Here is a 14,030-nt window from a genome sequence, read left to right on the forward strand (position 1 = left end):
ATCTTTCACCCCTTTCTTTATTTTGAACATTTATAAATTCCATTATCTACTTTAATATTAGAATAGAGGAGATTAACTCCTCTATTTCAAATGAATATTTACTTTGATCTAATACCATATTGTTGGATAAGAACTCTTTCCATCATAACAATCTGAACAACAATTATACTTACAAGGAGCATTCGGATTTGTAACTTTACAAGGATCTCCCTGTAATGTTACGTCTTTCAGTTCGATTTTCTCCTCTATTACTATCTTTTTGTTTTCCTCTCTTTTCATATGGAAAACCTCCTTTATCAATATATTTTATATTAAAACCAAACTTTAAATAAAATATCTCATAGTATCCTCTGCGAAATTCTCACTGAGTATGTGTGCAGGCTTCTATGATACATTCAATCTTTCGTTCAGTTAATAATATACTAATTTAGTCTTTTTATATAATTTTTCTCTTTTTCAACTTCATAATATCAATGTTTTTAATCTATAACAATATAAATGGTACAAGACGCATAAAATCAGACATAAGATGCAATTTTTTAATTTACTGCAAAAGAATAGGTGCTATCCTACTAATATATGGATAGCACCTATTCTTATAATTTTATTTTCTTGTGTATAATATGACTCAATATATAAATATTTTCTACCTCATACATATATATACTTTTCCAATTTATATCTATGCAGAACTCATCATTTATCATCTGTATAAAATCATACACATTATCTCCATACAGACCAGTTATATTATTTATCAGACTGTTTTTCTCAATAAACGACATACTAACTTTTCCATTTGCAAAGTTCGTGTTCAATATATCTATTATTTTTGCAGTTACATAATCATATATATATTCCTTTTTGTACATATACCTTTTTTCTTTATATGTTGTACCTATATTAGAATTTTCTCTAAGCATTTTCTCTATCTCTGACTGTTTCGATATATTCATTCTACACATCAGATCTGCTATTATCCCAGATGCCAAAGCGGTTGCTCTACTGTGTTTTCCAAATGCAGTTACATTTCCTTTGAACATATACAATCTATCTCTTCCATTTGCATACATTTGATTTTCTCTCGTAAAATCATACGTATAGTCATTATCACTACATATTCTTTTATAACCCTTTACTCCTATTACAGAATCAAATGACGCAGGATAACTTTTCATACTTCCTGATTTTCTGTATTTTGAAGCTATAAGTATTTTCCTCTCTTTTTTTAAATCCTCACATACCTTTTTTAGGTCAGATAGTCTATTTTCTGATATCATAGCTGCTGATATATTTACTATATCTATATCCTTCCCCTTCAATATTTCCAATCCGTTTATTAGGCTCGATACACCTATACTTCCCTCATCACTGAATATTTTGACTGGATATATAGTTGCATCTGGACATCTTTCAAGTATAGTTTTTGCACACAAAGTACCATGACCTAACATATCTTCTATATTATCAATTTCTTTTATCTGTATATCTTTGTCATATACAAACTTTCCCTGTATTTCTGGATCTGATGTATCGATTCCACTATCGACAACAGCAATATTTATATTTTTCATTTCTATCTCCTTAACATATATAAGATTTTATTAATAATTTATATTTTAATACAAAAATTGTGTGAAAATGATCGTAAAAACATTCATTAAAATGATGTTTCAAACTAACATTTTCACACAACAATCTACTCCTGCTCGCTTGCGTATAATCTATAATATATATTTCTATTTTTCATAAGCTCATCATGCGCTCCTGATTCTAAAACCTTACCATTAGATAATACAAATATCTTATCTACATCCCTTATTGTAGATAGTCTATGTGCAATAACTATTACTATTCTATCTTTTAGGGTTTTCTTTATACTCTCCATTATTATGTCCTGTGAAACATTATCCAACGCGGATGTAGCCTCATCAAATATTATAATTGGACTATCACAAAGCATCGCCCTTGCTATTGATATTCTTTGTTTCTGTCCTCCAGATATTTTTATTCCCTTTTCTCCTATCTCTGTATCAAGTCCATTATCAAGAGATGCTATAAATCCATCAAGACCCGAAAGTGTACATACTCTTTTTATGTCTTCATCAGAAATATTTTTCCCGAGAGATATATTGTTTCTTATAGTGCTATCAAATATAACTATATCCTGACTTACTATAGACACACATTTTCTTAAAGACATCAATCTTATGTTTTTTATATTATCCCCATCTATTTCTATACTTCCACTATCAACATCCCATAATCTATAAAGTAATTTTGAAAGTGTAGATTTTCCACATCCACTTTCTCCGACTATAGCTGAAATTTCGCCTCTTTTAAATTTCATTGATACTCCATTTAGGACATATTTTTTATCTGTGTCATTTTTATCATCTTTTTCATTGTCATATCCAAATACAACATTATCTACATTTATCTCAGATAAACAATCAGAATCCAGGCATTTCAATCCATTTTGCTCTTTATCAATCACAGCCGGTTCATCCAGTATTGAATACACTCTATCTATGGATACTCTTGCCTGTTGTATCCTATTGTTTGCATTCACTATACTTATACATGGACCTATAAGCATACCTGCGTAATTTTGAAATGCAAGAAGTGATCCCAATGTAAAATCTCCATTTATTATCATATATCCACCGTATCCATATATAGTCATACTCATCATGAGATTGAATATATTGGCAGCACACATATTTCCACTCATCAAAACATTTATTTTTATATCCTTATTTATAAGACCTCTCTGCCCTGAGATAAATTTGGATATAAAAAATCTCTTTGACTTTGAAATTATCACATTCATTATGTTATAAACATATTCCTGTACGATATTGCTCGAATCTCCATACTCATCTCTATACATACTTACATTTGAATGAATACTCTGTGTAAAATATCTCTGAACAACTACAAGTATAATCTGTATTGATACAACCGCTACAAAAAGAATTGAATCTATCCTGAACATAAGATAAAGGGATATGACAGCAGTTATAGAATTTTTTATAATAGAAAATACAAGTTCTGCATCTATATTTTCTATTATATCTATATCGGATTGTACTATAGACATTAGATTTCCAGTTCTATTCTCCGTATAAAATCTCCCTGATAACTTTGATAGATGATCTAGAACCTTCAACCTAAACTTTATAGCAACTTTATTTCTCATCGTCGCATATATATACCCCAAAATAAGATTTAAAAGTCTAGCAGAAACCGACATAACCGAGTATATGGCTATTATCTTTATAAGAAGTTCCATATTTCTTCCTGTTATACCTTTATCCACCATATCTCTTGTCAACATAGGAAGTACAAGGTCTATCGTAGTTATAACTATAACCATTATCATTGCTATAGCTATTCTTATTCTATTGTGATATGCAACAAATCCTATAAATCGCATAACAGGACTTTTTACTTTTGATGCATTTTCCATATACATATCCCGCCTTCATAAAATAAACTTCCTTATAAGTATAGTATAATCCACTAAACCTTTAACATCTAAATAAAATTACAATGGTACTACATATCCGTTTTCTCTGGCTTTTAATAACCTTTTTGTTGTTTCAAAATTCATATTTTCATCAATACATGCTATATAAGGTATATTAGAATAGCTTCCTGTACTAAGTTTATTTACTATTCTACATCTTACAGAAACACAATATTCCTTTCTAGTACATCCAGAACATTCTTCAAAATCTCTGAAATTTTCATCTGTAAATTCCTTTAATCTATCCTCATCAATAGGAACTTCATCGTATATATTGCCTATCAGGTACTCTTTTTTTCCTATGGAAAACGTACATGGGTATATTCCTCCATCTGTATCTATACAGAATGTACATACTCCACCAAAGCAATCTCCTCTTTTTACATTAAGAAGTCTTATATTTGTTACCCCTAATTTTAGTTCTGGATTTTCTAATTGAAAGTCAATCAGTTTCATCCTCTGTTCTTTGTATTCTTCAATCCGTTCATCGCTCCATTCTGACATAGTGTCAACAGCTGTAGCTATATATCTAAATCCCAATTTCGACACACTCTCTATACTTTCATACATATTATATACATTTTGTTGATTGAATGTCATTCTACATCTTATAGGTATATTTTCCTTTTGAAGTCTTTCTATGTTCTTCATAACTATATCATATGAACCACTTCCATCCGGGAATATCCTGTTTGCATCATGTGATTCCCTTGTTCCATCCAAACTTATAGATATCTCTGTCAAATCATTTTTTATAAAGTTTAGTATCTCATCGCTCATTATTGTTCCATTTGTAGTCATATCATAGATTATTCTTCTATCAGTTATCTCGCTATCCAGTTTTTTCTTTATGTATTTTACTATATCAAAATTCATCAGGGGTTCTCCACCATGAAGTGTTATCCATAAAGGTCTTTTATCGTCTTCTTCCTCTTTTAGATTTTCCTTTATAAATTCTATACACTTATCAGCAGTTTCTCTGTTCATATATCGTTTTAGTTTGCATCCGCCCTCATAACAATAGCTACATCTGAGATTACAGTCATCCGTCATCATAAGTGTAAATTTCATTTACTCTACCCCCCATACAAGCCTATTAAGTTGCGGTTTCATTATAGAACACCATCTTTCATAATCAGGGCAATTCTCTTTATCTATTATCTTGTCCACCATTGCGGGACATCCAAAACAAAATACAGCAAGATCGCAGTCTTTACATTTTTCAAAGTTATATGGCATTATTCTCTGTAGTTTTTTTGCCAAATCACTATTTGAAATATCATAATCAAAATCAACCACACTCATTCTATTATCTTTGTCAAGTGCACTTCCATACAAATATTCAGGTTTTATTAGAGATTGACATGGATACATATTTCCATCATAATCTATAAACATCTTTGATTTAAACATATCACATGAACATGATTTTACGCCATCTTTTTCTTTTGTAAATTTTAAATTATCCAACTTTGTTACTTCAAATGGTAAAATTGAATCCTCTGATATAAAATAAGATGCATTTTCTGCTCCTCTTCCATCTGGCTCAAAACATCTAACTATCCCTCTAGTGCCCATTTTTTCATTTAATTCGTGAAATCTTTCTTCCCAGTGTCTATTTTTGTCTCCAACTACCATAGATGTTCTTATATTTCTGAATCCTTTTGTATGAAGAAGTACTATTGCTCTCATTATTTTACTGAATACTCCTTTTCCCCTTATCATACTGCATGTTTCTTCATCAACACCATCTATACTTATCTCTACTCGTTCAAAGTTTTTTGCTATAAATGAAACATTTGACTCATTTATAAGAGTTGCATTTGTAGAAAGTACCAGTTTTGTATCACATTCCTTGCTTTTGAAATATTCGATAGTCTCATAAAAATCAGATCGAATCATAGGTTCTCCACCTGTAATAATAAGTTCCTGAGGATTTAACTCCGCTATAAAATCCATTATAGATTTGACATCATCTGTAGTTAGAATATCTATTTCTCCTGAGCTACAACTTGTACAACAATGTCTGCATTCAAGATTGCACTTGTGTGTTGCAGCGAGATATATTGCATTGAAACCTCTGTTTATATCATTGTAGAACATTTCATATTTTGTGGTATCTAGTATACCTACTCTCGCCATGTTTATGATAAGATTTTTCATATATTCCTGATCATCAAACATTTCTACAAATTCACCTATTGTAAGTCCTCTGTCTTCTGCCTCTTTTATATATGAATATACTTCACTGCTCTGCATTATATGTCTTTTGAACTTCTTATTATACATCAAAACTCTATTGTTTTTCTCTCTTATTATTGTATCATCTTTTCTGAATTTTATTATTTCATCTCTTAGTCTCAAAACAAACACCTCTCTTATATTTATAATTGGCAGGATAAAATATCTCCTGCCAATTTTCAAAGTCAATAAGTTTATATATCTACTCTATATCTCTCATACCGTCTGAGATTTCCTTATTTCTGAAGTTTCTGTTTGCAAGTTTTACTGAAACTATACATGTGATTAATGCTACAAGTGCAAATGCAATCGCCTCTTTATAAGGGAAAGTAAAATCCATAAAGTGCTCTATTCCAAAGTTTGTATATGCATAATTGTTCCAATTTACAAACTCAATAAGTTTATACGTAGATATTGCTATACCAACTGTAATGCTCAGTACAGCATATGTAACTGATTCATACATATTCATCTTATTCATATCTTTTAAAGACATTCCTAATGCTCTCATTGTAAATATCTCTTTTCTTCTTTCCATCAGATTTGACTTGACTGTACAGAATATACTTATACCTGATATTATAAGTACAAGTATTGCATTTGTAGCTCCTCTACTTTCTGATTTAGCCTGTTCAGAATTCTGTTGCTGTAAAAAACTTTCCTTGATAGATATTGCTCCTGGTATATTTTCCTTTACATACATTTCCACTTTTTTATTGTCTGATGTATTCTCAAGGTCTGTATAGTTTACACCAAGGTTGTTATATGCCTCAAATCCGACAATTTCTTTCATATTCTTCTCTGATGTTATTACTTCAAATCTATAAGGCATCAATGCATCACCCTGCGATTGCCAGTTTTGTTCAAGAATTGCTCCAACTCTTACATCTAAGTTTTTCTTTTCTATTTTATCTCCATTGTGGTAGTTGACACCTATAGTGATTATATCTCCTACCTTTAGATCTTTGTAAATCTTGTAATATGTATGTGTTTTTATTGGATCATAAAAACTATTAAATACTGCAACATTTATATAACCATCTGTTTTTCCCTCTATATCTTCTGTTGTCTTGTTATCCATCATGTATGGTTCCACTCTATCTTTTATCATTTCATTTGGATAAAATCTTAGATGAGTTTTGTATTCTGTTTTTTCACTTCCATCCAATCCATAATACTCTTTAAAATATTCATTTATATTGTCTTTATCTGTTACAAAAGTTGCTTCTCCATCAAAGTTAGGATAAATTCCTGCGACTCCATCCATATCTTTTATATTTTCGATTGTATTTTTAGATATTTTAAAACTCTCAACATCGTTGTATATACCTTGCGATACCTTTATATCATACTTGTAATAAATTCTTCTTATTTTATCGTCTACCTCTGTCTGCATACTAGAGAATGTATACATTATCATATATCCACAAAGGGCAATTGTAAGTATAGAAACCAGTGTTCTTGTTTTCTTTATCCATAGATTTCTTATTCCCATATATCTATGGATACCGATTTTGTTTTGCACTATACTTCCAATTTTACTCTGTTTCCCTCTTCCAGACTTGCTCCCTGATACTGTTATAGCATCCATACAACCAACTCTACCTACTTTTATTATAGGCGGTATTGTAGCTATAATTATAGCTCCTACAGAGAATACTACTGTTTTCAGTATTACATCTGTATCGACATATATTTTAGATGCAACTCCTGTTATCTTAGTAACATCATCTCTGGATAGCATAAGCCCAAGTTTTGTTACGATAAATCCAACTGCAATACCTATAGCTGTACCAAACACCATAAGTATCAGAGACTGATACATAACCATCCGTCTTATATTTTTCTTTGTAGCTCCGATAAGTCTCAGCATACTTATCTCTCTGATATATTCCCCCCATATTATGTTGAACATATTAAATACTAAAAGTATCACTGTAATTACAAGAACTATAGTATCATATCCTATAAATGTTATATCTTTTATATCATTTATTTTGTAAAGTTCTGATAAATAATTTGAATTCGGAGTTAGCGAAGTTCTTCCAAGCTCGTAGTCTGTAGCTATTTTTTCAAGAATACCTGATACTTTCACTTCATCATCCATACTATTTCCAGAATCAAATCTTGTTATTATATCATATGTTACGGCTTCTTCAGGTATTATGCTCTGTCCGTCAAAGTTTCCATATGTATAGCTAAGTCCTCTTTTCTGTTCTAATCCTACTATATTTGCGTTTATTTCTCCGTATTCTCTTTTCACAAGACCAACCACTTTGAAAGTCTTTTTCTCAGAGTATAATTTTTCTTCACCATTTGGAAGTTTGTAGCTTTTTCTAAGCTCAAATGTTATAGTCTTACCTATTGGATTTTCTGATATTCCAAGATTATTGGCACTGTCTGTATCTACAACTATTTCGTTGTTGTTTTTAGGCGCTCTACCTTCCATTATCTGTGCTTTTCTATCAAAATAATTTCCAGAATCATCGTTATATCCGTCAAATGATTTAAGCTCTACCTTTGTACCATTTTCCTCATTTACAAGAAATCCTAGATTTTGCACATTATCCGAATACTCTATTCTTTTATCCGCTGCCACTTTCGCCATTTTTTCTCTACTTATATCCACATACTCAGAATGATAATCACCGTATGCTTTTTTGTATGCTTCTGCGTTGTTGTATGTCTGAGAAATTCCTATCATATCCATGGATAATAAGAATGCAGTAACTGATATTACAACAAGAAACATCATAATTGTCCTTGATTTGTTCTTCTTCATGTACATATATGACAGTTTTCTATATATCTGTTTCATACATATCCCTCCTATTTTAAGAAATAGTATTACTCTTTTGTATTTCATTGTGTCAGCTAGCCTTTACAGAAAAATAAAGTTATTTAGTATACCATGTTTTTATTTTTCTTTTCTATGGCTTTAAAATATCATTTACAAAACTAAAAAACAATGACTCTGATACCAATAGTAGCAAAAAGGGTACGAATGGTAATTCATCTTCAAAATAAACTCCATTCGTACCCTTTTAATTATTTCTTAGGTATCATTATTTTTAAATTAAATGTATTTTCATCGTATGTTATAAGCATATTTCCTCTGTATTTCTTCACCGAATATTCAATACTCTTTATACCTATACCATGATTGGATTTGTTGATTTTGTCAGTTATAAAAGTTTCTCTTGATTTTTTTATACTGTTTATCTTGCTGTTTTCACAGACAATCAGAAAAATATCGTCAGCCCACATAGTCTCCAGTTTTATATATCTTTTGTCACCCGGTATCTTTTCACATGCTTCTATTGCATTGTCCAATATATTAGATAGTATGCTCGATACATCTATATTTTCAATAAAAGCTGTATTTCTTGAGTCAATATTAGCTGTAAACTCTATTCCTTTCTCTTTACATACTTTCATTTTTTCATCTATTATAATGTCAAACATAGCATTTCCACTTAATCTTTTTTTACGCGCCTGATTCAACTCATTCTGTATACTTTCTATGTATTTTGTCGCATTTTCTGAGTTTTCGTTCATAATCTGTATATTATTCAGATGATTGTTCATATCGTGGTATAGCCTTCTGATCTGGTTCTGCGCTTCTTCTATTTTTTCATAGTATTCGTTTTTTGATTCAAGTCTACTGTACATCTGTTTTTCCTGTATTCTGATTTCTGTCTCTTTCCTTATCTCCATAACTATATATACAGTTATTATCATGCTAAGCACTGCCATATACGGCATTGTATATGTAGCTGTAATCAAAATTTCACCATTTATCGATGTATACCTTTGTGAGCTATCCAATATAATCTTAAGCAAAATTACCGATAAATTCACCATAACTATATACGCAATATAAGTGTACATCTTGTCTTTAGACAATCGATTGATAAATTTTATAATAATTCTTATAAAAATATACAACATAAATGTAATCAGCAGTAGTTTAATATTGTACAGGTTCCAATCCTGTGCAGATAGTGTATGTACATAATCATCAGATAATGTATATCCGGTAAATACTATAAACAGAAATCTATCTAAAAAGTAGCTCTCCAGAACTTTAAGATATTGACCTGATATCAGATAGAGAAATATAAATTTTTTCCACTCTACCTTGTATATTTTATTATATACAAATGTAATAACTCCGATTATAGCAATATTTACAATTATATCTATAGATTTATTGGAAATCAAAATAGAATAATCCGCAAGTTTATCATTATTGATAGTAACAATGCTCCATATATCCACTTTTTTAGATACAAAATAAAGCATCCCTACTATCCCGGTCTGGATTATTAAATTTTTAAATTCACTTATATCGCTGTTTTTTCTGTATTCGACAGTTCCATTTATCACTACTATAGACAGTATTATACTAAGAACGACTATAATCTCACTTAGCACTACATCACCTATCATATCTCTGCTCCTATGGTTCTGAAATATTTTTCCAGTACTTCTTTGTGTTTACTTCTGCTTATAGGCACTTTCAGCCCGTTTTTCATCAGGATATCTTTGCTTCCGACCTCTTTTATGTATATAAGGTTTGCCAGATAACTTCTATGACATTGTACAAACAGTTGCTCCTCTATGTTTTTCATTACCTCAGTCAATGTATATCTGTATTCCAGCACTTCATCTCTTGTATATATTTTTATCATTTTTCTCATAGCTTCTATACACACAATGTCTCTACTGTATACTTTTCTGGTTCCTGTATCTGTTTTTACTATGAGAAAAGATCCCCTTTTTCTCACTATTTCAACCAGACATTCACTCAGATTTTTTCTTATAATGTCCCGATTTACCGGTTTTTCTATAAATCTGAATGCCCTGACAGTATATCCTTCGCTCCACATTTCGCCTATAGATGTTACGAATATTATCTCAGTCGTTCTATCGTATTCCCTCAATCTGCGGGCTGTTTCCATACCGTCCATACCATCCATCTGTATATCCAGAAACAGTATGTCAATTTCATTTTCTCCGGTAGATGTATATTCTATTACTTCTTCACCGCTTTTGAATTCTACAATCTGGTATTCATTGTCCCTATTTTTCATTGTATCTATTACAGTTTCTTTTATTTTTTCTATTATAGGTTTTTCGTCGTCACATATTGCTATGGTTAGCATGTTATATGCCTCTCTTTCATGTCTGTTTTTGATTTGAATATTTCAAATGCAATTATATTATATCGTATATTGTGGATATATAATAGTTTTCAATATTGGTAGGTTAATAAAAAAGACGGTACAGAAAAAACTTCTATATCGTCTTTGATATTATAACCTATACTATTGTAATATGTTTTTATTGTATTGATTATTATTCTTTTTTAGATTATAATTTAATTAAGAAAAAGAACTGTATTTGTCGCTTCGAGTGCGGTTCTAAAAAGTAAATTATTATCTTTTGTCTTCACTCTTATTGCCGTAAGAGTGATTTTTCTTTATCCGTAGATAAATAACTACAAATATCCATACATCATTTGCATGTCCTAATATCATATCGATTAGTCTGTACAGAAATTCCAGTTGTTCCAACTACATCACCTCCTTTCAAATTAAATTGAAAGTCAGATCCAAAGTCAGAACCATCACTCTTTATCAAATACAATTCTTTTTCATTTTTATTCTATTATAATTCTATTGAAAATACAACAAAAAAAGTGGAATATAATTACTCCACTCTTTTATCATCAAAATATATGTATTTTTTTATCTCTGACAAGCCATTCCTACAACCTTATATAACTTAACAACACTTTCGCAATGCGGCGTGTTCGGGAACATATCCATAAGTTTAACCTTCTCAGGAACATATCCCTGAGCCATAAAATCCTTCAGATCGTCCACTAAAGTCTTAGGATTACAAGAAATATACACTATCTCTTTTGCACCAAAATCACATATATCTCTTATAGCCTGTTTGTGTATACCTGGTCTTGGAGGATCCACTATTATAAGGTCAGGTTTTACATCAAGACTTTTTACAGTATCCTTTACATCTCCTGCTATAAACTTACAGTTATCAAGTCCGTTAAGTTTTGCATTTTCATTTGCTGCAACAACAGCCTCTTCTATTATCTCTATTCCGTATACTTCTTTTGCCTTTTCAGCCATAAGCTGTCCTATAGAACCAGTTCCGCTGTAAAGGTCAAATACAACTTTGTTTGAATGATCTCCTACAAATTCTCTTGCTATTGTATAAAGCATCTCTGCACCCTTTGTATTTGTCTGGAAGAATGAGAATGGAGATATTCTAAATTTAAGTCCAAGTATATTTTCGTGAAGACATTCCTCTCCCCAAAGCACTCTAAGTTCATCGCAGTTTACAGCATCTGCAAGTCCATCGTTTATAGTGTGAAGTATGCTTACTATTTTATCGTTAAGTTCAAGTCCTTTTAACATTTCAGCATATCTGTTCATATCGTATTCAACCTGAGAAGAAGTAACCACATTTACCATTATCTCTCCTGTGTGTATTCCTTTTCTCACTACAAGGTTTCTAAGGTATCCCTCGTGGTTGTTCACTCTATAGTATGGAAGCTCTTCTTTTCTGAAGAATTCAAGCGTTTCAGAAAGTATCTTGTTGAAATCCGCATCTACAAGCTCGCATTTATCTACAGTCTGTATATCTATATGTCTTCCTGTTTTGTGCATTCCAAGTGTAAGAGGCCCACCTTTCATCTCGTCTCCAAAAGTGTACTCCATTTTGTTTCTGTATTTTTTGTTGTCTGGGCTTCCCTGTATTCCAAGAAAATCAAATCCACTTATTCCTGCATCTTCAAAAAGTTTAAGTACCTGTTTTTCCTTTATTTCAAGCTGTTTTTCATATGGCACAGAAAGCATTGTACATCCTCCACATCCATCAAAATGAGGGCACGTTTCTTCTGTTTCAAGTGGAGATTTTTCCACTAACTCAAGCATTTTTACATCAGCTTTTCCTCTTCCAGTTCTTTTTACAGCGGCCTTTATTTTCTGTCCTGTTATTCCGCCCTTCATTTTTATTTTTCTGTCGTTGTAGTAGCTTACAGTAGCCCCACCAAACTCCATCGTACCTATTTCAAATTCGATTATATCTCTCTTTTTCAAAGTTAATCCTCCTGTATATTTTATTTAGGCGATCTATATCGCAAATATCATTCTCTTTTTGATTAGTCTCTTTTTTCTATAAGTGCAACTTCCTCATCAGAAAGTTCTCTGTATTCACCTATTTCAAGTGATTCATCAAGTATAAGTCCACCCATTGAAAGTCTCTTCAGATATGTTACTTTTTTGCCTACACTTTCAAACATTCTCTTTACCTGATGGAATTTTCCCTCGTGTATTACAAGTTCTATTTCCGATTTGTCATCACTTTTCAGTATTTCAAGTTCTGCAGGCATTGTTTTGTATCCGTCATCAAGTACAACACCTTCTTTGAATGCTTCTATATCCTCTTCTGTAACACGTCCGTCTATTTTTGCATAGTATTTTTTAGGAACATGTTTTTTGGGTGAAAGTACTCTATGTGCAAGCTGTCCATCGTTTGTCAGAACAAGAAGTCCCTCTGTATCCTTGTCTAGTCTTCCCACTGGAAACGGCTCGAATACAAGATACTCATCATCTATCAGGTCAAGAACTATAGGGTCATGCTTGTCAAAAGTCGCAGATATATATCCGTCTGGTTTGTTCATCATTATATATATAAACTCCCTGTAGTTGATTTTTTCGCCGTTTATTACAATCTCATCTATATCTGTATCTACCTGTTGTCCCGGATTTGATACTGTTTTTCCGTTTACCTGTATTATACCTTGTTTGCAGAATTTTTTTATCTCTGTTCTGCTTCCGTACCCAAGGTTTGAAAGTACTTTGTCTACTCTCTGTTTCTTTGCCAAAACTATACCTCCTTCAAACAGTCTAATACTTCAATTTTATCATTTTTTTACACCAATTAATAGTGGATTTTGGTTACAGTACTCCAGATAATCCAATAAATTTTAAATTAATTCAAAAAGAAAATGTTTGCAATCGTCAGTTTTTGATTTTACTATATACCTTTTGTGCTTTTCTCGGTATAATATAATTGATGGATAAATTTTAAAAGTTTATAGGAGGAGCAACTATGTAGTTGTTAAAAATATATACAAATATGTATAAACATATATAAACATATTTTTAGAAACGAAAAGCTCCCTGCATTTGTAAAGAGTGCAGAGTGGCAGGAATTGCCTGCC

The 14,030-nt window shown here is 31.3% G+C and carries 11 protein-coding genes; all 11 read right to left on the minus strand.

The window, feature by feature from the left end; translation table 11 throughout:
• Window positions 1-108: 108 nt before the first annotated feature.
• The 11 genes from EXD82_RS10320 to EXD82_RS07155 all read right to left on the minus strand — a co-directional run bounded on the left by EXD82_RS10320 (window position 109) and on the right by EXD82_RS07155 (window position 13,691).
• Window positions 109-279, minus strand: a complete 171-nt coding sequence (locus EXD82_RS10320) for a hypothetical protein (protein ID WP_174919188.1) — start codon at window positions 277-279, stop codon at window positions 109-111.
• Window positions 280-596: 317 nt separating this feature from the next.
• Window positions 597-1,574, minus strand: a complete 978-nt coding sequence (locus tag EXD82_RS07115; RefSeq protein ID WP_142536221.1) for a S8/S53 family peptidase — start codon at window positions 1,572-1,574, stop codon at window positions 597-599.
• Window positions 1,575-1,699: 125 nt separating this feature from the next.
• Window positions 1,700-3,472 carry an ABC transporter ATP-binding protein gene (locus EXD82_RS07120; RefSeq protein WP_246082026.1) on the minus strand — a complete coding sequence of 591 codons (1,773 nt, stop codon included), beginning with the start codon at window positions 3,470-3,472 and terminating at the stop codon, window positions 1,700-1,702.
• 78 nt (window positions 3,473-3,550) lie between these two features.
• Window positions 3,551-4,603: a radical SAM/SPASM domain-containing protein gene (locus tag EXD82_RS07125; protein ID WP_142536223.1), complete on the minus strand. Its 1,053-nt coding sequence runs from the start codon at window positions 4,601-4,603 to the stop codon at window positions 3,551-3,553.
• Window positions 4,604-5,896, minus strand: coding sequence for a radical SAM/SPASM domain-containing protein (locus EXD82_RS07130; RefSeq protein ID WP_142536224.1), 1,293 nt, complete (start codon window positions 5,894-5,896; stop codon window positions 4,604-4,606).
• Between the two features lie 79 nt (window positions 5,897-5,975).
• Window positions 5,976-8,591 (minus strand): ABC transporter permease, encoded by a 2,616-nt coding sequence (locus tag EXD82_RS07135; RefSeq protein WP_246082027.1) that lies wholly within the window; start codon window positions 8,589-8,591, stop codon window positions 5,976-5,978.
• Between the two features lie 230 nt (window positions 8,592-8,821).
• Entirely contained in the window at window positions 8,822-10,225 is a 1,404-nt protein-coding gene (locus EXD82_RS07140) for a sensor histidine kinase (protein WP_246082028.1), read from the minus strand.
• Window positions 10,222-10,941: a LytR/AlgR family response regulator transcription factor gene (locus tag EXD82_RS07145; RefSeq protein WP_142536225.1), complete on the minus strand. Its 720-nt coding sequence runs from the start codon at window positions 10,939-10,941 to the stop codon at window positions 10,222-10,224. The genes EXD82_RS07140 and EXD82_RS07145 overlap by 4 nt, the downstream gene beginning before the upstream one ends.
• A gap of 273 nt (window positions 10,942-11,214) precedes the next feature.
• On the minus strand, window positions 11,215-11,352 hold the full coding sequence (locus EXD82_RS10325; RefSeq protein WP_174919189.1) for a hypothetical protein: 138 nt from the start codon (window positions 11,350-11,352) through the stop codon (window positions 11,215-11,217).
• Between the two features lie 174 nt (window positions 11,353-11,526).
• Window positions 11,527-12,903, minus strand: a complete 1,377-nt coding sequence (gene rlmD, locus EXD82_RS07150; RefSeq protein ID WP_142536226.1) for a 23S rRNA (uracil(1939)-C(5))-methyltransferase RlmD — start codon at window positions 12,901-12,903, stop codon at window positions 11,527-11,529.
• 62 nt (window positions 12,904-12,965) lie between these two features.
• The gene (locus tag EXD82_RS07155) at window positions 12,966-13,691 is read right to left on the minus strand and encodes a pseudouridine synthase (RefSeq protein ID WP_142536227.1); all 726 of its coding nucleotides are present in this window, start codon (window positions 13,689-13,691) and stop codon (window positions 12,966-12,968) included.
• Between the last annotated feature and the right edge of the window lie 339 nt (window positions 13,692-14,030).

The sequence above is a fragment of the Peptacetobacter hominis genome (genome assembly GCF_006861675.1).
GTDB classification, from domain to species: Bacteria; Bacillota; Clostridia; order Peptostreptococcales; family Peptostreptococcaceae; genus Peptacetobacter; species Peptacetobacter hominis.